Raw genomic sequence first — 18,165 nt, 5'->3', positions numbered from 1 at the left:
AAAAACGGGCTTATCCTAATCATATATTGTCAATTATGATTTGTTAAAAAACAGGGAAATTGAAGCGGAGCATTTTTTATAATCCGTCTGTAAGTTTTGGAAGGAGGGATCCATGAATGGCTGATAAACAAGCACACGAAACCGAAACTGAATTCACATTTGAACAGGTAAGGGATCAATTGACAGAGGCCGGTAAAAAACGCGGCGTGCTCACATATGAAGAAATAGCTGAGCGTATGTCCAGTTTCGAAATCGAATCAGACCAAATGGATGAGTATTATGAATTTTTAGGAGAGCAAGGTGTTGAATTAATTAGTGAGACTGAGGAAAATGAGGATCCTAATATTCAACAACTGGAAAAGGCTGAAGAAGAATTTGATCTAAACGATTTAAGTGTCCCGCCGGGCGTTAAGATAAACGACCCTGTCCGGATGTATTTAAAGGAGATCGGACGGGTAAACCTTTTGTCTGCCAAAGAAGAAATCGAATTTGCCAAAAAGATAGAAGAAGGCGATGAAGCATCTAAACGCCGACTGGCAGAAGCGAACTTAAGGCTTGTAGTCAGCATCGCAAAACGGTATGTTGGTCGCGGCATGCTTTTCTTAGACCTCATTCAGGAAGGAAACATGGGTCTAATGAAGGCAGTTGAAAAATTTGATTATCGAAAAGGCTACAAGTTTAGTACTTATGCTACATGGTGGATCAGACAGGCGATTACAAGAGCCATTGCTGATCAGGCAAGAACCATCAGAATTCCTGTTCATATGGTGGAAACGATTAATAAGCTGATTCGTGTTCAAAGACAGCTTCTTCAAGATCTAGGACGCGAACCAACACCTGAAGAAATTGCCGAAGACATGGATTTGACTCCGGAAAAAGTTCGTGAAATCTTAAAGATTGCCCAAGAGCCGGTCTCACTAGAGACTCCAATCGGAGAAGAGGATGACTCCCACTTAGGCGATTTTATTGAAGATCAGGAAGCAACTTCACCTTCAGATCATGCCGCATATGAGCTGTTAAAAGAACAGCTTGAAGATGTTCTAGATACACTGACTGATCGAGAAGAAAATGTGTTGCGTCTTCGATTCGGTCTTGATGACGGTCGAACAAGAACACTAGAAGAAGTCGGTAAAGTATTCGGAGTAACAAGGGAACGAATCCGCCAAATCGAAGCTAAAGCGCTTCGTAAATTAAGACATCCTAGTAGAAGCAAACGGTTAAAAGATTTTCTAGAATAAATGTTGAACGGGTCAAATAGATCCGTTCTTTTTTTGTTCAATTTGAAAACGCTGTTATTGGTAAACATGATTATATTTTACTTAATTTTTTTCGATAATGCAAATAGTCAAAAACGGAAATTCAGGCATTATGCCTTGAGATCGTAGGGAAAGGCCTTTATAATGATGTTGAAACCGTATTCAAAAATGAGACGCTTAATTTGTCTAAAATGTGAACTTCAACAGCTATTCTTACATAATGGGTTTATTTTTTGTAAAATTAAAGTAGAATTAGAATTGTTTTCATAAGGGACTGGGGTAAATGAAAAAGGGGGATATAAAATGAAGCGAAATCCGTTAATTCCATTTTTATTGATTGCAATTATGGGTATAGGTCTAGTATTTTTCTTATCGATGAAAGGTCTGCACGATCAAAAAGAAATTGCCGGCAAGGATAATAAAACAGCTGAAGAAAATAAAGCTGCCGCCTCACCTGAAGAAATTTATAAACAGAACTGTGTTTCCTGTCATGGCGAAAACTATGAAGGTGTATCAGGTCCAAAATTAAAAGGAGTTGGAGAACGGTTGGATACCGCTAAGATTAAAGAAAAGATTCAAAAAGGAGGTAATGGCATGCCAGCCGGACTGGTGCCAGCGGAAAAACTGGATGAGATGGCAAAATGGCTATCTAAAATTAAATAGCCGTTATGGAAGGGTGTTTTAAATTAGTAGCACCAAAAGGGAGTGAAGATCCTCTAGGCATGGAGGAAACACCTATACCTGCAAATCTTGCAAAAAGAGGCGGTGCTTGGGTTAAATGTGAACCACAAGAACCATTTTCTCCTGCTATTCTTGTTGACGATTTAAATATGATCAGGAAACGCTAACGAAAGAAGGTTATGCTCAATTTGGAAACAAGATAGAGATTCCGCAGAAATTATAGTACTTTCACCTGAATATCGAATTTTTGAAGGGGCTGTCTCATGGAATAACTATGGGCAGCCCTTTTTAAATTCAAATTATACGCAGGCACCTTTTATCGTTTTAAAAAGGGAATTTTTTTAAATTGATTGCAATTGTCACTAAAGATCATCATGTATATCGATGTATCAATTTTTTAAAAAACTGGTGTTGGGGTGCCGATATAACAGCCATTGGTTTGCCAAATAACAACTACAAAACTAATGAAAAAAAGTTGATCTAAGTAATAGAGTTGATTGGGAACTTATTATTCGTTCCTTTGTTGTATAATGGAATCAGTAAAACAGGAAGTTGGCGCTAATCTTAGGCTACCGTAATAACGATTATTTTAATGACTTCCGGTTTTATGTTGGCACTATGGGTATTCTTAATGACGACTCAAACCGCTAGAATCAGAAAATAATCTCAACAGGTGAGTTTGATTTTATATTGTCTACTTCCTATCTTGAAACAAAATGCAGGACTTGAGTAGATTTATGCTTGAAGTAGCCCAAGCTTCTAAAACAAAAAATCAATTTAGAACGAATACAGGAGTTATTTAAACATGCAATTAAACTATATTCATGATTTCACTTTGAATACTAAACAAGATTTTTTGGCTGTGCAGCAGGAGCTCAAATATCTGATTCACTTATCAAATGCCATCGATACGGATTCCTTACAAACTTGCGCAGGTGTTGATTTAGCTTATTGGGAAGAAAACGGAGAGTCATTTGGTGTCTGCAGTATCATTGTGCTGGATGTTCATACGAAGAAAGTCGTTGAAAAAGTTCATCATTTTGGAAACATCAATGTACCATATGTTTCCGGGTTTCTTGCATTTAGAGAGTTACCTCTTATCGTGGAGGCTGCAAAAAAGTTAACGATTGAACCGGATGTTTTTTTGTTTGATGGTAACGGCTATTTGCATCCTCATCATCTGGGGATTGCAACGCACGCATCGTTTTTTCTTAACAAACCGACAATAGGGATTGCAAAAACTTACCTCAAAATTAAAAACCATGACTTTAAGATGCCTGACAACCAAATCGGTGCTTATACCGATATTGTGATAGAAGGTGAAGTATATGGACGCACATTGCGGACGAGGCAAGATGTGAAGCCTATTTTTTTGTCATGCGGAAATTTTATTGATCTTGAAAGCAGTTATCAAATAACCATGACCTTGATTAATCAAGAAAGTAGACTGCCGATCCCTGTTCGCCTAGCTGACCTTGAGACACATGCTTTAAGAAAATATTATCGCGGTAAGTAGCGCCCTTCAGCTTGGAAATCAACCTGTTTTTTAATATGATAGTAATGGAAAAATGAATGAGAAAAGTTGTGATGATTAGTGAATGAAATGAAATTATCAAAAAGATTGCTGACTGTTGTCAAATACATACCGAAAGAGGGAGTTGTGGCAGATATCGGGTCTGATCATGCGTATCTGCCTTGCTATTGTATACTGAACGATATCGCAAACGGTGCGATTGCTGGAGAGATCACAGATGGTCCCTTTCTCTCTGCAAAACAACAGGTTGAGAAGTTATCATTAAGTTCGCTCATTTCAGTGAGAAAAGGGGATGGGCTTGAAGTTATTCAAAAAGGTGAAGTAGATGCAATCACGATTGCCGGTATGGGAGGCTCCCTTATTGCCCAAATTCTTGAGTCTGGCAAGACCAAACTAGCTGGCAAGGAACGTTTGATTTTACAACCGAATATTCATGCCTATCATATAAGAGAATGGTTGTATAAGGAAGGATATACGTTGATCAACGAAGAAATCCTTGAAGAAGATGGGAAATATTATGAAGTTCTTGTGGCTGAAAAAGGAGATAAAGATGCTGCATACCGAGAAATTCCTATTGCGACTGGTTTATTTGTCGGTCCGTTTCTAGCTAAAGAAAAAAACGCTGTTTTTATCAAAAAGTGGAGCCGGGAACTTGAACATATGCAACATATCTATCAACAAATAACGGCTGGTGCTTCGAAAACGGAAAATCACCAAAAGCTCATTGAGCTTTCAGAACGAATTGAGATGTTGAAGGAGGTTCTTAAACTTGGCTAAACAAATTAATGGTAATGAAATTATTCAACTGTTTGAACAATTTGCACCAAAGTCATTGGCTGTTGAAGGGGATAAAATCGGACTGCAAATTGGTACATTGCGCAAAAAAATAAACAATGTCATGATCACACTAGATGTGCTTGAAGAAACGATTGATGAAGCGATTTCGAAAAATGTCGATTTAATCATTGCCCATCATCCGCCGATTTTCCGGCCGCTTAAACATCTAATCACTGATCAGCCAAGCGGAAGACTGCTTGAAAAATGTATCAAACACGATATTACAGTTTATGCGGCACATACAAATCTTGATATTACCGATGGTGGTGTCAATGATATGCTTGCAGACGCATTAGGTCTTGAAAAAACAAAGGTGCTTGTTCCTACTTATGAAGAACCGCTTCGAAAGCTTGTTGTTTATGTTCCGAAAGATTATGAAGAGCAGGTTCGTTTAGCACTTGGTGATGCGGGAGCTGGACATATTGGGGCATACAGTCACTGTGCATTCTCTACAGAAGGTACGGGTAGCTTCCGTCCACTCCAACATGCTCAACCATTTATTGGCCAATCAGGTCAGCTTGAGCGTGTTAAGGAAGTAAGAATTGAAACGGTTTATCCTGCAGGGATTGAAAAAACTGTATTGACAGCCATGAAAAAGGCTCATCCATATGAAGAAATTGCCTATGATATTTATCCTATTGAACAAAGCCCGCTTCAAAAAGGGCTCGGTCGAATCGGTGAACTGAAAGAAGAGATGGAGCTTGGGGATTTTGCTCAATTTGTAAAGAAAAAGCTTCAAGCGAACGGAGCGCGAATGGTCGGAAAACCAAATGCTAAAGTAAAAAAAGTGGCGGTGCTTGGAGGGGATGGAAACAAATATATTCATCAAGCGAAACGAATGGGTGCCGATGTGTACATCACAGGTGATTTGTATTTTCATACAGCACACGATGCGATGATGATCGGACTTGCTGTTATTGATCCTGGTCATTATGTTGAACAAATTATGAAAGATGGTGTCACAAAGAAACTGTTATCACTATGCGAAGAGAAAAACTATGCTATTCATATTTTTCCTTCTGAAACAAATACCAATCCGTTTACTTTTCTGTAAGAAAAAAAGGGTTGAATCTTGTATCATACAAGATTCGACCCTTTCGCTTTTACTTTAGGTAAGATTTTATGAAGCGGGACCTCATGACTAATATTCCATGTGGACGGATCTTCGTGTTGATATTGTTCTAGAAAACGGATAACTTCTTTTGTAATTGGTGTTGGTGTTGAAGCTCCAGCTGTCACCGCCACTGTATCAACACCTTCGAGCCATTCTAGTTTTAATTCGCTTAAATCGCCAACTCTATATGCCTTTGTACCGGCAATTTCTTCAGATACTTGTGCAAGGCGATTGGAGTTATTGCTTTTCGGATCACCGACAACGATTGTAAGGTCAGCTTTTTTTGCTTGTTCAGAGACAGCTTCTTGACGAACTTGGGTCGCCAGACAAATTTCCTGATGGAATTCGACATGCGGATACTTCTCTTTTACTTTCTCCATAATGTCATGAACATCCCATTGGGACATGGTGGTTTGGTTGGTGACAATCAGTTTTTCAGAATCAACTGTGAGACGCTCGACATCTTCTTCTGTTTCAACAAGATGAACGATATCAGGCGCTACTCCGACAGCACCTTCAGGTTCTGGATGCCCTTTTTTTCCGATATAAATGACATGATAACCTTCTGCTTCTACTTTTCGAATTAAATCATGTGTCTTTGTTACGTCCGGACATGTAGCATCAATTGTTACAAGCCCTTTTTTTTCCGCTACTTTCCGGACTTCCGGTGAGACGCCATGAGCGGTAAAAATGACAGTCCCTTTATCGACCTTGTTCAATATGTCCAGCCTGTTCGGACCATCAAGGGTATAAATGCCGTCTTTTTCAAAAGCGTCTGTGACATGTTTGTTATGAACAATCATGCCTAAAATGTATATGGGTCTTGGTAGACTTTTATCAAGAGCCGCGTTTTTGGCGATGACCATCGCGTCAACAACGCCATAGCAATAGCCTCTTGGCGATATTTTAAGAACATTCATTATGAGTCCTCCTATGAAGAAGTGAGAACTGAACATGATAAAAAGCCGTAATTAAACGGCTTAATATACTAACAGTCTCTTTAGACCTCATTATAAATGATCGCGAATGAGATATCAAAGAATGTTATATATATAGTTTAGGCTTTGATCCGCCACTTTTTCTTTTCTTTGGAGCAGACACAGAACGATTTGATTTTTCCTGTGCATTCTTCTTAGATTTTTCAGAAGAGGTAAGGTTTTGATCTGTTTCTGTTTTTGTACTTGTTTCTTTACTGGATTGATTTTTTGTACTTGACTCTTTTGTTTTCTCTTTTTCTTCTTCCTGATCATGATCTTCACTGTTGCTGTCATCTGAGTTGATCTGCTTGAACATTTTGATCATTCCTGGTAGATTACGGACGAGCGGACCATATTGCTGAATCATTGGTGTTACTTGTTGGGCAACACCAAGTGCTTTTTGAACATTGCCCAGCATGTTTGATATAGACGTCGGGTTTGTGAGTCCTTTCATCCCGCCAAGACCGGCCCCTGTTCCACCAATGCCGTTGCCTGCTCCGCCAAAACCGCCAAAACCGACTCCGGGTCCACTAGGTGGTGCTCCGCCACCGCCAGGGAGAAATTTAGAAATTAATCCTTTCAAGCCACCTCCACGAGTTCCCGCTTGTTGGGTTGCGTTCATCGGATTAAAAAACTGTTGGAATCCTTGCTGTTGTCCAGGATTCATTCCCATCCCTTGGTTTCTTGGCAGCAATGTCTGACTCGGTCTCTGTGCCATTGGAACTCTCGGATTTCTCATGGGCTGTTGAGGGAACATACTAATACCTCCTTTCAAACCTTTCTCTTTAAATAAGATATGCAGATCACACACAAAGTGCTTTTGTCTCATGGGTGCCTGCCATCATTGTGATGGTTTTTTTATGCTGGATCAGTTATAATCTAATGATGGACAGGCTGTTGCCTTTTTTAATTGCTTCAGCATAAAAAAGGGTACATAAGTGCACAATTTTAGCCATATAGGATAAAGCTTGGAATTCGTTTTCCAAGAAGGAGTTGGAAAAATGAAGCAGACGAAATTTGAAATGTACGATTTAAAGCCCTTTATTATAGAGGCTGTTAGCCAGTTAGGTTTTTATGAACCGACAGATATTCAAAAAAGATTAATTCCGTCCACACTCAAAGGAGAAAGTGCAATCGGTCAGTCTCAGACTGGGACAGGAAAAACCCATGCATACCTTCTTCCAATCTTAAGCCGAATTGATCCTGAAAAAGAGTTTGTTCAGGCTGTGATTACAGCTCCAACAAGAGAGCTAGCCAACCAGATTCATCAGGAAGTGTTGAAAATCACTAAATTTTTAGATCCTGATCAAGCGATCCGTTCTAAAATTTTTATTGGCGGAACTGACAAACAAAAATCAATTGATAAATTAAAAACCCAACCTCACCTTGCAGTCGGGACACCGGGGAGAATAGCCGACTTGATCAAGGAACAGGCACTAAATGTTCATAAGGCGGATTCATTGGTGATTGATGAGGCAGACTTAATGCTTGAGATGGGCTTTTTAGAAGATGTTGATTTTATCGGCTCTAACATGCCAGAGGATTTGCAGATGCTTGTTTTTTCTGCAACAATTCCAGAGAAATTAAAACCTTTTTTAAAGAAATATATGGCGAATCCGAAATATGCTCATGTAGAACCAAGACACATTACAGCCGAAAAAATAGAACATGTGCTGATTCCGTCAAAGCACGGGGATAAAAATAAACTTTTACTAGAGGTCATGACACATTTAAACCCGTACTTAGCAATTGTATTTGCCAATACAAAAACAATGGCTGATGATATAGCCGCGTTTCTAACTGATCAGGGCATGAAAGTCGGGCTTCTTCATGGAGGGCTGACACCGCGCGAGCGCAAAAAAGTGATGAAACAAATCGGTGATCTTGAGTTCACTTATATCATTGCGACAGATTTGGCAGCGAGGGGCATCGATATTAAAGGTGTGAGTCATGTCATTAATTATGAGCTGCCTGAAGACCTTGATTTTTATGTTCACCGAGTTGGTCGGACGGCGCGTGCAGGTTCATCTGGAACAGCGATGACTTTTTATGACACTTCTGATGAAGATGCTCTTGTTCGCCTTGAACAAATGGGAATTGTGTTCGAAAATATGAAGCTTGAAAAAGGTGAATGGAAAAAAATTGATGATCGCAAACGCCGTGAAAACCGGAAAAGAACACCTGATGAAACAGATGAGTTGGCAAAACGGCTTGTGAAACGACCGAAAAAAGTCAAGCCAGGCTATAAGAAAAAAATGCAAACAGAAATAAATAAAATTAAAAGACAACAAAAACGGAAACAATTTAAAAAAGGAAAGTAGGGGAAACAGCTTTGTTGAAAATTGGTTCACATGTTTCAATGAGCGGCAAGCACATGTTGCTTGCGGCCAGCCAAGAAGCGAGTTCTTATGGTGCCAACACTTTTATGATTTATACAGGTGCACCGCAAAATACCCGCAGGAAAAAAATCGAGGATTTGAATATTGAAGCTGGACATGCTCATATGAAAGAACATCAGATCACGGATATTGTTGTTCATGCACCATATATCATTAATATTGCCAACACAACGAACCCAGCAACATTTCAGCTTGGCGTTGATTTTCTGCGCTCAGAGATCGAAAGAACGGCGGCAATCGGTGCGAAACAAATTGTCCTTCATCCTGGGGCACATGTCGGAGCAGGAGCTGAGACAGGGATTAAAAAGATCATTGAGGGGCTAAATGAAGTGATTGATCCAGAACAAAATGTACAGATTGCTCTGGAAACAATGGCTGGAAAAGGTTCAGAATGCGGTCGGACATTTGATGAACTTGCTCAGATCATCGACGGTGTTACACATAATCAACACCTGTCTGTTTGTTTTGATACATGTCATACTCATGATGCAGGTTATGATCTGGTTTCTGACTTTGATGGAGTTTTAAACGAATTTGATCAAATCATTGGAATCGAGCGTTTGAAAGTTCTTCATATTAATGATAGTAAAAATGTCAGAGGAGCGAGAAAGGACCGGCATGAAAACATTGGTTTTGGGGAAATCGGTTTTGATGCCCTTCAATATATCGTTCACCACAATCAGCTGACTGATATACCGAAGATCCTTGAGACGCCATATGTTGGGGAAGATAAGAAGAATAAAAAGCCACCATATCGCTTTGAAATTGACATGATTAGAAATAAACAGTTTGATGCAGAGATTTTAGAAAAAATTAAAAACCAATAAGAATAAGGGGCTGTCTAAAAAGCCCTTTTTCAACATAAATCAGGGGGAATTGCGAGACTCCTGCGGAAACAGCGAGCCAGGCGAGACCCAAGAGGAGCAAGGAACAAGCTCCGAGGAGGCTCGCGGATCGCCCGCGGAAAGCGAGCAAATTCCCCAATTTTTATTCATCCGCACGACTTTCAGGACAGCCCCTTTTATGTTGATACATATTGTTCAAACAGCTGGTTCAGCAGTTGAACGGCTTCTTTTGATGTGACTGCTTCTACTTGACGGAGAAGTTTGATCCGTTCTGTTTCATTGAAAATATTAATATTTTTCCCGTTAACGAGCTTTTCCACCTCAAGAGCCTGTTTTTTTGTGACATGAATTCCGTATTTCTTTGCATATTTGAGCACTTCATCAGCAGTAACCTGATTTAAGCGCTGCAGTACGATTTTCTGAAATAATATCACGTCCGTTCCCCCCTCTGAACTAATGTATGGGAGAAATTAAAAAATGTGTCACTTTTTTATTGCTGACTATAAAATGCTATAATAGCGATAAAGTCAGTTCAGGAAGGGAGAGAGGCATGGTAGCAAAAAAACAGCATAAAAAAGAATCCACTATCCATTTGATGTTCCGAATCATTATGATTTTGATCGGTGCCGCCTGTGCCGCCGCCAGTATTGAACTGTTTTTAGTCCCAAACAAAATCATTGATGGAGGAATTATCGGTATTTCTTTAATATTGGATTACCTTTTTAAAGATAGTCCGATAATCAATTTTGCACTGCTTGTTGTTGTCCTCAATATCCCGTTTATGTTTTCCGGTTACAAGCATATAGGTAAAACATTTGTGATTTCAACGCTTATTGGAATTGTCAGCTTGTCTATTATTGAAACTTTGTTGCATCATGTAGAAGGGGTTACGACTCAACCTGTTTTAGCTGCTGTGTTCGGCGGTCTCCTGCTTGGGTTTGGTGTAGGACTTGTGATTCGTAACGGCGGTTCTATGGATGGAACAGAGATTCTCGGGATATTGCTTACTAAGAAACTGCCATTTTCAGTTGGGGAATTTGTCATGTTTATAAACGTCTTTATTTTTACATGGGCAGGGTTTGTATTTGGACTTGAACAAGCGATGTTTTCCGTTATGACGTATTATATTGCAATGAAGACAATTGATGCTGTGATTCAAGGACTAGAGGAAACAAAAGCTGTCATGATCGTATCTGATCAATATGAAGAAATATCTGATGCCCTATTGCACCGCCTTGGTCGGGGGACAACAAAGCTAAAAGGAAAAGGCGGGTATTCAAACGAAGACACTGAGGTGATATATGTGGTTGTGACAAGGCTTGAAGTCACAAAACTCAAATCAATTGTTTTCGAAATTGATGGTAATGCCTTTATTACAATTGTTGATACGCATGAAACCCGAGGCGGCAAGTTTAAAAATCCGATCCATTAAGTCTTGATTTACTTTTTTGCAAATTTGATGTATAATTTCATATTGAACTGGTTACATAAGCAAAATGGCTTGCTGAATTTTCGGATGCCATTTTCTTTTTGTGTATTAAATCGGAATGATTCTGATAATATTTGAAGGTGAACGGATTGAAACAACCTATTATTGAAATGAAACAAATATCTTATTCATATGATCAACGAAATGTGATAGAAGATATTAATTTAACAGTTGAAGAAGGGAATTTTCTCGGTTTAGTTGGTCCAAATGGTTCGGGAAAAACAACGTTGTTAAAATGCATACTCGGCCTTATTAAACCACAACAAGGTGAACTGCTTTTGTTTGGTGTCCCTGTTAAGAAATTTAAAGAATGGAACAAGATTGGATTTGTCTCACAAAAGGCAAACAGCTTTAATACTGGGTTTCCTGCCTCAGTTTATGAAGTGGTCGCAAGCGGTTTAACAGCAAAGCTTGGGTTGTTTAAGCGGATGTCAAAAACGGATAAACAAAAAGTATTGGACGCGATCGAGGCAGTTGGAATTACCTCTTTAAAAGACAGAAATATAGGTGAACTTTCTGGAGGACAGCAGCAAAGAACGTTTATTGCCAGAGCACTTGTGAGTGAGCCGAAGCTACTTATTCTGGATGAACCGACAGTCGGTGTTGATCAAAAGACAGTTGAAGGTTTTTATCAGCTTTTAGAAAAATTAAATCGCAAAAAAGGTATCACATTAATTCTTGTTACCCATGATGTGGGAACGGTTTCTGATAAAGTGACACATGTTGCTTGTTTGAATAAGCATCTTCATTTTCATGGCGATACAGAGGAGTTTGAAACAATGACAGACCAAGATCTTTCGCATCTTTACGGGCATGATGTTCAAGCAATCAGCCACAACCACCATGAGCATGGAGGTCAACAATAATGTTAACACCTTTTTTTCATTATGAATTTTTACAAAATGCTTTTTTTTCAGGATTATTAATCGGTTTTATTGCACCTTTGCTCGGAGTCTTCATCGTTGTTAGACGGTTATCATTGATTGCTGATGCACTAAGCCACGTTTCTTTGGCAGGAATTGCGGCAGGTCTTTACTTAAGTAAACAATTTACCGCTCTGATTGGAATCAGTCCGATCTATTTTGGTATGATTTTTTCAGTTACCGGGTCTTTAATGATTGAAAAACTGAGATCTGTTTATAAACATTACCAGGAGCTTGCAATCCCCATCATCATGTCTGGTGGTATCGGCATTTCAGTTATTTTCATTTCGCTTGCCGACGGATTTAACACTGACTTGTTCAGTTATTTGTTCGGCAGTGTCAGCGCAGTCTCCCGTGAGGATTTGCTGGTCATTCTCGGGATTTCTGCTGCTGTTTTAATTGTCGTTTTCTCGTTGTTTAAAGAGTTATTTTTGCTTTCATTTGATGAAGAACATGCGAAAGCTTCTGGGATTTCTGCGAAGTGGATTCATTTTATTTTTATTTTAATTGTTGCGCTAGTCATTGCTGCATCAATGAGAATCGTTGGGACATTACTTGTTTCTGCATTGATGACACTACCAGTTGCTGCAAGTATGCGGATTGCCAAAGGATTTAAGCAAGCGATTTTCTTTTCTGTCTTGTTTGGAGAACTGTCTGTTGTCATCGGGTTGGTACTTGCCTATCATCTAGATCTTGCTCCAGGCGGGACGATTGTGATGCTCTCGATTTTCATTCTCATATTGTGTATCAGTTTTAACAAAATCAAAAGGAGGATTCCCCATGAACGTACAGGAAGCGCTTGATTTGTTAAAAGAAAAAGGATATAAGTATACAAGTAAACGAGAGGATATGCTTCAGCTTTTTAGAGATTCTGATAAGTATTTAACAGCGAAAGATGTATTATCTGCCTTAAATGATCATTACCCGGGATTGAGTTTTGATACGATATACAGAAACCTGTCTTTATTTGAGGAACTCGGTATTCTGGAAACGACTGAGCTTTCTGGTGAAAAACTGTTTCGTTTTAAATGTTCTTCCATACATCACCACCATCATTTTATCTGTATGGTTTGTGGAAAAACGAAAGAAATTGAATCATGCCCTATGGAAAAATTAAATGCTGATCTTGAAGGTTATCAGATCAGCGGACATAAATTTGAAATTTACGGAACATGTCCATTATGTGAAGAAAAAAGCATAAATGCATAACAAAAAAACCGGTTATACGCCGGTTTTTTTTGGTTCGATCACTTTTAAGTCTTTTTCATGTTTTCTGAGCCATTCTGCTGCTTCAAGCCAACTATTGACTCTTATAATGTTTGAATCGGTCGGGAGCTGGTTATAGGGTGTATTGAACAGTATAACCGGAATATTCGCTTCTTTGGCAATCGTGGTCGCATTTCCGTGATGGTCTTCAAAAAAAACATCGACTTTGTGTTTAGATACAGCTTCTAGCTTATCATGACCACCGACAAGTTCAATATGATCGTAATGGATTTTATTTCTGTGAAACCAAGTATGTGTTGTATCTTTTAAGTGATGTCTTCTTGCCGTAATATAAAAAAGTTTGTGCTTGTTCTTCAATTCGTCAATTGTTTGTTTGGCATATTGGGCGACCATTGCTTCTTTATAAATGAGAGGTTCATTCTCGTCCATCCATTTCCAAAAAGCTTGCTCAGATATATTCAATAGCTTTGTCAAATCATAGTCCGTAATGTCTTCAAATGTAATCGAGAGGTCGAATGCCTCGTTTAAGTAAGGGACTAATGTATCTTGTGCTGTAATCGTACCATCAATATCAATTCCTAAGTGTAACATGTCCACACTCCTTATTTTCCATTCCTATAGTGTATCATAAACTTTTAACAATGCCAGTAAAGTTTAGCAAACATGAATTAGACTAAAATGTTTACACTATAAATGCTCCTTTATGATGGACTCAAAGGGGGGACCACGAATGGAAAGAGAGCAAAACCAAGAGCGTCATCGCAGCGGTTATAATGCCGATATAGTTGACGCAACTTTAAATGATGATAATTATTTAGAGGAAACAGCGGCAGAAGTTGCTCCGGGATATGGTATGGAAAACGACCGGAATGGCGGAACTGCAGAAAATGAGACAGGTGCTGCTGGTGGTCGGGTGACCGGATATATTGCGCTGGCACTGTCAATTATCTCATTGTTTATGCTTCCTGTATTATTGGGAATCGCAGGGATCATCGTTGGTTTTATAGCCAGAAGACAAGGAGCAACTGGCATAGGAGCTTGGGCGATGGGTATTGGTGTTGTTTCTGTAGTGCTTGGCATATTTTTGGCACCGTTTTTCTAAAGCACAAAAGCTTGACGGATTTCCGTCAAGCTTTTGCTTTTTCGGCAGCTTGCTTGGCATAATGTTCTTCTGCCAGTTTATCGATTTCTTTTTTCAGTTCTTCAACCATAGTTTCCTCAGGTACTTTTCGAACGATTTCTCCTTTGCGGAAAAGAAGACCTTCCCCACGTGCGCCAGCGATGCCAATATCCGCTTCGCGAGCTTCACCTGGACCATTGACTGCACAGCCGAGAACAGCTACTTTAATCGGTGCTTTAATTTTTGAAATATATTCCTCGACTTCATTGGCAATTTTAATTAAATCGATTTCGATCCGCCCGCAGGTCGGACAAGAGATCAATGTTGCTGCATTAGCCGCGAGTCCAAACGATTTTAACAATTCCCTTGCGACTTTTACTTCTTCAACAGGATCTGCACTTAATGAAATGCGGAGCGTGTTGCCGATACCTTTGCTTAAAATGGCACCAAGTCCAGCGGCACTTTTCACTGTTCCTGCAAACAATGTTCCACTTTCAGTAATTCCTAAATGAAGTGGATAATCAAAGGCTTTTGCTGCTTTTTCATATGCTTCGATTGCCAGGTTAACATCCGATGCTTTCATGCTCACAATAATATTGTGGAAATCCAGTTCTTCTAGGATTTGAATATGGTGTAACGCACTTTCAACCATACCGTCTGCTGTCGGATAGCCATACTTTTCAAGAATTCGTTTTTCAAGAGAGCCTGCATTGACTCCGATACGGATCGGAATGCCTTTTTCTTTTGCTGCATTAACGACAGCTTCGACTTTTTCACGGCGGCCGATATTCCCTGGGTTGATCCGAATTTTATCAGCTCCGCCTTCGATTGCTTTTAATGCTAATTTATAGTCAAAATGAATATCAACGACAAGGGGGATGGAGATCCGTTTTTTGATCTCTGGAATAGCCTCTGCTGCTCTCTGATCAGGACAAGCTACACGTACGACTTGACAGCCCGCTTCAGCAAGCCTGTTGATCTCAGAAACGGTTGCTTCAACATCATGTGTTTTCGTTGTTGTCATACTTTGAATGACGACTTCATTATTACCGCCTATTGTTAAAGGTCCCACTTTAACGGGACGCGTTTTTGTACGATGTGTGATTTCACTCACTCTGATTCTCTCCTTAAATTTATGATACAGCTCGCGGGTATCACCGTTTTTATAACAAGTCTTATTGTAACAGTATGTTGATTAAGCTGACAAGAATTAACGCTTTTTCTCAGGGTAAACCGGGAATTTATAGGTAACTCCCGCTTGAATATGCCTCGCCTTTACATTCGGATTTAATCTTTCAAAATCATTGATAATTCGGCTCGTAGACATATCATCTCCAGTTATTGAAATGACGGTCTCACCAGGTTGAACAGTGACGGTCTTATATTCAATCATGTCAGTAGCGATCGTTTCTTTCGTCCTAGCAGAAACAGGGATTGCCTGTTCTGGAATGGTGCCGGTTTTTAAATCATAATATATAATGAACAGCGTCAGTAAAATAGATAGGAACATCACTAACCGCTTCATTTGACTTGTCCCCACTTCATTCATTTTTTACTATTTTATGCTTGTCCATTATCTGACATGACAATTAAATGCGGATTAGTCTTGTTTTTTATGTTGTGGAATTTCTTTAATAGCTAGAAACAACATCACAATATTAACAAGCCAATACAGTAAAAACCCTTTAAAGACAGCCACTTGGAGAGTGTCCATCAGAAAAAAGAAGACAGTTGTGAGTGTAATGGAATAAGCAGACATCACCCATAAATTTTTGTACCTTAGATTTTTTTTCAGTCTGTACCGTATAAATAAACCGATTAGGGCAAGACATGTAACAGCAATAAATTTTCCAGCGGTAGAAGCTAAGAGAATAAGAACAGATAATACAGGGAAAATAATTGTTTTCATTTGATCAATAAGAGATAATATGTCTTGTTGTGAGATTTTTTCATTAAATTCTGTATAAGATACTTCTATGTCCTGTCCATTGATGACAATGACAAGTTTTTCTTTCAAAAAGCCGACTGCATTTTGTTTGTCTGTTATCTGTTTCATATCATAAGAGTTTTCAGGATCTAAAACAACCGTATATCCATTTGTGTGTAATTCGGTTGCTTTTTTTGTATTTGTATGTAATGAACCGCCTTCAATTGAAAATTCAGGTAAATCTTTAAGATCCGATTGAAGGCTGTTCATTGCCTCGGTGAAATGATTGTTAGTATGGTACACATTTGGTAAAGCAGCGATGATACTGAGTAAAAAAACATATAAAATGGTTTTGCCTATGCCTTGAAAACGTGCTTTTGCTATTGCCTGAGGAGAATACGTACTTTTTAACGATAACCTCAACATATTCATTTCATTTTCACTTCCTATCATAATCTAAGGTATTTGCTTGCATTATTGTATCGCTAGGTAAGAAGGAATTCAAGGGAACTTATTAGACAATAGAAGAGATTGGGGGGAGGATATTGGATATCTTATATTGGTTGTTGATTTCTGCCATGTTTATCATTGCGTTTATCGGTCTAGTCTATCCAATTATTCCAAGTGTCGTTTTCATCATCGCCGGATTTATTTTGTACGGTTTTTTATTTTCATTTGAACCATTTACATACCTGTTTTGGATTGTCCAGGGGATATTTATTGTTGCTTTACTAGTTGCAGATCACCTTGCAAATCTTTTTGGGGTTAAGCGCTTCGGTGGAAGCCGGGCTGCTATATGGGGAAGTACAATCGGTCTTCTTGTTGGACCTTTTGTCATCCCTATAGCCGGGATTATTATCGGACCTTTTATCGGTGCGATGTTTGGGGAATTGCTCATTCATAAAAAGGATATAAAAACTGCCGTGAAAATAGGTGCAGGTTCATTGCTTGGATTTATTTCAAGCGTATTGGCGAAAAGTGTAATTCAGATGATAATGATCGGGTATTTTTTATTTGCGGTCTTATAAATGTTTAAAAAGAAGCACAAACGGTTAATGTGTAATGTGCAATTGAAATACACAATAATGTGATCATTTTGTGAGCATTTCAATTGAAAGAGGCTTTTTCTTTTGTTACATTGAAAATGAAAGCTGGTAAGTACATATAAAATAAGGAGGAATTGATGATGGCTTACAAACTTCCAGAATTACCATATGCTTATGATGCGTTAGAACCGCACATCGACAAAGAAACAATGAATATTCACCATACGAAACACCATAACACATATGTAACAAAATTAAACGATGCGGTGGCAGGAATTCAAGAACTAGAAAACAAATCAGTGGAAAAACTTGTCGCTAATCTTGATGCTGTTCCAGAAGACATTCGCACTGCTGTTCGTAACAATGGTGGAGGACATGCTAACCATTCGCTTTTCTGGAAACTGCTCTCTCCAAATGGAGGTGGAGCTCCATCAGGTGAATTGCAAGAGGCGATCACAAATAAATTTGGCAGCTTTGATCAATTCAAAGAAGAATTTGCAAATGCAGCAGCAGGCCGCTTTGGTTCCGGATGGGCATGGCTTGTTGTCAACAATGGTGAGCTTGAAATCACAAGTACACCAAACCAAGATTCTCCGCTTTCCGAAGGCAAAACTCCGATCCTAGGTCTTGATGTATGGGAGCATGCTTATTACTTGAATTATCAAAATCGCCGTCCAGATTATATTAAAGCATTTTGGAATGTCGTGAATTGGGATGAAGTTTCCCGACTTTATAGCGAAGCAAAATAAATAAGCTTTATGAAAACAAGCAAGGTCCGTTATGAGTGGAC

At 39.0% G+C, this 18,165-nt stretch carries 20 protein-coding genes and 2 pseudogenes; 15 read left to right on the top strand and 7 right to left on the bottom strand.

Translation table 11 applies throughout. The annotated features are described in order from the left end of the window. Positions 1-116: 116 nt before the first annotated feature. The 5 genes from rpoD to HOO54_RS14090 all read left to right on the top strand — a co-directional run bounded on the left by rpoD (position 117) and on the right by HOO54_RS14090 (position 5,362). Entirely contained in the window at positions 117-1,238 is a 1,122-nt protein-coding gene (rpoD, locus tag HOO54_RS14110; protein WP_172296326.1) for an RNA polymerase sigma factor RpoD, read from the top strand. A 321-nt stretch (positions 1,239-1,559) separates the two neighbouring features. Further along, entirely contained in the window at positions 1,560-1,919 is a 360-nt protein-coding gene (cccA, locus tag HOO54_RS14105; protein ID WP_172296323.1) for a cytochrome c550, read from the top strand. 823 nt (positions 1,920-2,742) lie between these two features. Continuing rightward, the gene (locus HOO54_RS14100) at positions 2,743-3,453 is read left to right on the top strand and encodes an endonuclease V (RefSeq protein ID WP_172296321.1); all 711 of its coding nucleotides are present in this window, start codon (positions 2,743-2,745) and stop codon (positions 3,451-3,453) included. Between the two features lie 78 nt (positions 3,454-3,531). Then, on the top strand, positions 3,532-4,248 hold the full coding sequence (locus HOO54_RS14095) for a tRNA (adenine(22)-N(1))-methyltransferase (RefSeq protein WP_309244877.1): 717 nt from the start codon (positions 3,532-3,534) through the stop codon (positions 4,246-4,248). Next, the gene (locus HOO54_RS14090) at positions 4,241-5,362 is read left to right on the top strand and encodes a Nif3-like dinuclear metal center hexameric protein (RefSeq protein ID WP_172296317.1); all 1,122 of its coding nucleotides are present in this window, start codon (positions 4,241-4,243) and stop codon (positions 5,360-5,362) included. The genes HOO54_RS14095 and HOO54_RS14090 overlap by 8 nt, the downstream gene beginning before the upstream one ends. A 23-nt stretch (positions 5,363-5,385) precedes the next feature. On the opposite strand, the gene HOO54_RS14085 is transcribed toward HOO54_RS14090, so the two are convergent. Together HOO54_RS14085 and vrrA are read right to left on the bottom strand one after the other, a co-directional pair. Then, positions 5,386-6,342, bottom strand: a complete 957-nt coding sequence (locus HOO54_RS14085) for a 4-hydroxy-3-methylbut-2-enyl diphosphate reductase (RefSeq protein WP_172296315.1) — start codon at positions 6,340-6,342, stop codon at positions 5,386-5,388. A 124-nt stretch (positions 6,343-6,466) separates the two neighbouring features. Beyond that, positions 6,467-7,156, bottom strand: coding sequence for a VrrA/YqfQ family protein (gene vrrA, locus HOO54_RS14080; RefSeq protein ID WP_172296313.1), 690 nt, complete (start codon positions 7,154-7,156; stop codon positions 6,467-6,469). Between the two features lie 244 nt (positions 7,157-7,400). Between vrrA and HOO54_RS14075 the strand changes: the two genes are divergently transcribed. After that, on the top strand, positions 7,401-8,720 hold the full coding sequence (locus tag HOO54_RS14075) for a DEAD/DEAH box helicase (RefSeq protein WP_172296311.1): 1,320 nt from the start codon (positions 7,401-7,403) through the stop codon (positions 8,718-8,720). Between the two features lie 11 nt (positions 8,721-8,731). Further along, positions 8,732-9,625, top strand: coding sequence for a deoxyribonuclease IV (locus tag HOO54_RS14070; RefSeq protein WP_172296309.1), 894 nt, complete (start codon positions 8,732-8,734; stop codon positions 9,623-9,625). Positions 9,626-9,819: 194 nt separating this feature from the next. Here HOO54_RS14070 and HOO54_RS14065 read toward each other — a convergent pair whose 3' ends face one another. Further along, positions 9,820-10,077: a DUF2624 domain-containing protein gene (locus HOO54_RS14065; protein WP_172296307.1), complete on the bottom strand. Its 258-nt coding sequence runs from the start codon at positions 10,075-10,077 to the stop codon at positions 9,820-9,822. 116 nt (positions 10,078-10,193) lie between these two features. On the opposite strand from HOO54_RS14065, the gene HOO54_RS14060 reads away from it, so the two are divergent. The 5 genes and pseudogenes from HOO54_RS14060 (at position 10,194) to zur (ending at position 13,264) form a co-directional block, all read left to right on the top strand. After that, entirely contained in the window at positions 10,194-11,075 is an 882-nt protein-coding gene (locus tag HOO54_RS14060; RefSeq protein ID WP_172296305.1) for a YitT family protein, read from the top strand. Positions 11,076-11,242: 167 nt separating this feature from the next. Then, positions 11,243-11,668, top strand: a pseudogene (locus HOO54_RS25390) (metal ABC transporter ATP-binding protein); the annotation flags it as partial. A 3-nt stretch (positions 11,669-11,671) separates the two neighbouring features. Continuing rightward, positions 11,672-11,998 (top strand): annotated as a pseudogene (locus tag HOO54_RS25385) (AAA family ATPase); the annotation flags it as partial. Next, positions 11,998-12,858 (top strand): metal ABC transporter permease, encoded by an 861-nt coding sequence (locus tag HOO54_RS14050; protein ID WP_172296301.1) that lies wholly within the window; start codon positions 11,998-12,000, stop codon positions 12,856-12,858. The pseudogene HOO54_RS25385 and the gene HOO54_RS14050, both read left to right, overlap by 1 nt. After that, the gene (gene zur / locus HOO54_RS14045; RefSeq protein WP_172296299.1) at positions 12,836-13,264 is read left to right on the top strand and encodes a zinc uptake transcriptional repressor Zur; all 429 of its coding nucleotides are present in this window, start codon (positions 12,836-12,838) and stop codon (positions 13,262-13,264) included. The genes HOO54_RS14050 and zur overlap by 23 nt, the downstream gene beginning before the upstream one ends. A gap of 12 nt (positions 13,265-13,276) precedes the next feature. On the opposite strand, the gene HOO54_RS14040 is transcribed toward zur, so the two are convergent. Further along, positions 13,277-13,873: a hypothetical protein gene (locus tag HOO54_RS14040; protein ID WP_172296297.1), complete on the bottom strand. Its 597-nt coding sequence runs from the start codon at positions 13,871-13,873 to the stop codon at positions 13,277-13,279. A 139-nt stretch (positions 13,874-14,012) separates the two neighbouring features. On the opposite strand from HOO54_RS14040, the gene HOO54_RS14035 reads away from it, so the two are divergent. Further along, positions 14,013-14,384, top strand: a complete 372-nt coding sequence (locus tag HOO54_RS14035) for a DUF4190 domain-containing protein (RefSeq protein WP_172296295.1) — start codon at positions 14,013-14,015, stop codon at positions 14,382-14,384. Between the two features lie 25 nt (positions 14,385-14,409). Here the strand turns inward: HOO54_RS14035 and ispG are convergent, their stop codons facing one another. The 3 genes from ispG to HOO54_RS14020 all read right to left on the bottom strand — a co-directional run bounded on the left by ispG (position 14,410) and on the right by HOO54_RS14020 (position 16,761). Beyond that, entirely contained in the window at positions 14,410-15,522 is a 1,113-nt protein-coding gene (gene ispG / locus HOO54_RS14030) for a flavodoxin-dependent (E)-4-hydroxy-3-methylbut-2-enyl-diphosphate synthase (protein WP_172299571.1), read from the bottom strand. A gap of 90 nt (positions 15,523-15,612) precedes the next feature. Then, complete coding sequence (locus tag HOO54_RS14025; RefSeq protein ID WP_172296293.1) at positions 15,613-15,927, bottom strand: LysM peptidoglycan-binding domain-containing protein; 315 nt, start codon at positions 15,925-15,927, stop codon at positions 15,613-15,615. A gap of 75 nt (positions 15,928-16,002) precedes the next feature. Continuing rightward, complete coding sequence (locus HOO54_RS14020; RefSeq protein WP_172296292.1) at positions 16,003-16,761, bottom strand: DUF1189 domain-containing protein; 759 nt, start codon at positions 16,759-16,761, stop codon at positions 16,003-16,005. Positions 16,762-16,874: 113 nt separating this feature from the next. On the opposite strand from HOO54_RS14020, the gene HOO54_RS14015 reads away from it, so the two are divergent. Both HOO54_RS14015 and sodA read left to right on the top strand, forming a co-directional pair. Then, positions 16,875-17,357, top strand: a complete 483-nt coding sequence (locus tag HOO54_RS14015; protein ID WP_172296291.1) for a DUF456 domain-containing protein — start codon at positions 16,875-16,877, stop codon at positions 17,355-17,357. A gap of 158 nt (positions 17,358-17,515) precedes the next feature. Then, on the top strand, positions 17,516-18,124 hold the full coding sequence (gene sodA / locus HOO54_RS14010; RefSeq protein WP_172296290.1) for a superoxide dismutase SodA: 609 nt from the start codon (positions 17,516-17,518) through the stop codon (positions 18,122-18,124). Positions 18,125-18,165 lie beyond the last annotated feature (41 nt).

Origin of the sequence: Bacillus sp. WMMC1349 (assembly GCF_013155385.1) — a bacterium.
Taxonomy (GTDB): Bacteria; Bacillota; Bacilli; order Bacillales; family Bacillaceae; genus Bacillus.
This window is presented reverse-complemented; position numbering and strand designations above follow the sequence as displayed.

Coding starts and splice junctions, on each gene's coding strand:
- HOO54_RS14085 (WP_172296315.1), bottom strand. CDS start 6,342: ATGAATGTTCTTAAAATATCGCCAAGAGGCTATTGCTATGGCGTTGTT.
- HOO54_RS14100 (WP_172296321.1), top strand. CDS start 2,743: ATGCAATTAAACTATATTCATGATTTCACTTTGAATACTAAACAAGAT.
- zur (WP_172296299.1), top strand. CDS start 12,836: ATGAACGTACAGGAAGCGCTTGATTTGTTAAAAGAAAAAGGATATAAG.
- HOO54_RS14060 (WP_172296305.1), top strand. CDS start 10,194: ATGGTAGCAAAAAAACAGCATAAAAAAGAATCCACTATCCATTTGATG.
- vrrA (WP_172296313.1), bottom strand. CDS start 7,156: ATGTTCCCTCAACAGCCCATGAGAAATCCGAGAGTTCCAATGGCACAG.
- rpoD (WP_172296326.1), top strand. CDS start 117: ATGGCTGATAAACAAGCACACGAAACCGAAACTGAATTCACATTTGAA.
- cccA (WP_172296323.1), top strand. CDS start 1,560: ATGAAGCGAAATCCGTTAATTCCATTTTTATTGATTGCAATTATGGGT.
- HOO54_RS14020 (WP_172296292.1), bottom strand. CDS start 16,761: ATGAATATGTTGAGGTTATCGTTAAAAAGTACGTATTCTCCTCAGGCA.
- HOO54_RS14035 (WP_172296295.1), top strand. CDS start 14,013: ATGGAAAGAGAGCAAAACCAAGAGCGTCATCGCAGCGGTTATAATGCC.
- HOO54_RS14025 (WP_172296293.1), bottom strand. CDS start 15,927: ATGAAGCGGTTAGTGATGTTCCTATCTATTTTACTGACGCTGTTCATT.
- HOO54_RS14050 (WP_172296301.1), top strand. CDS start 11,998: ATGTTAACACCTTTTTTTCATTATGAATTTTTACAAAATGCTTTTTTT.
- HOO54_RS14075 (WP_172296311.1), top strand. CDS start 7,401: ATGAAGCAGACGAAATTTGAAATGTACGATTTAAAGCCCTTTATTATA.
- sodA (WP_172296290.1), top strand. CDS start 17,516: ATGGCTTACAAACTTCCAGAATTACCATATGCTTATGATGCGTTAGAA.
- HOO54_RS14040 (WP_172296297.1), bottom strand. CDS start 13,873: ATGTTACACTTAGGAATTGATATTGATGGTACGATTACAGCACAAGAT.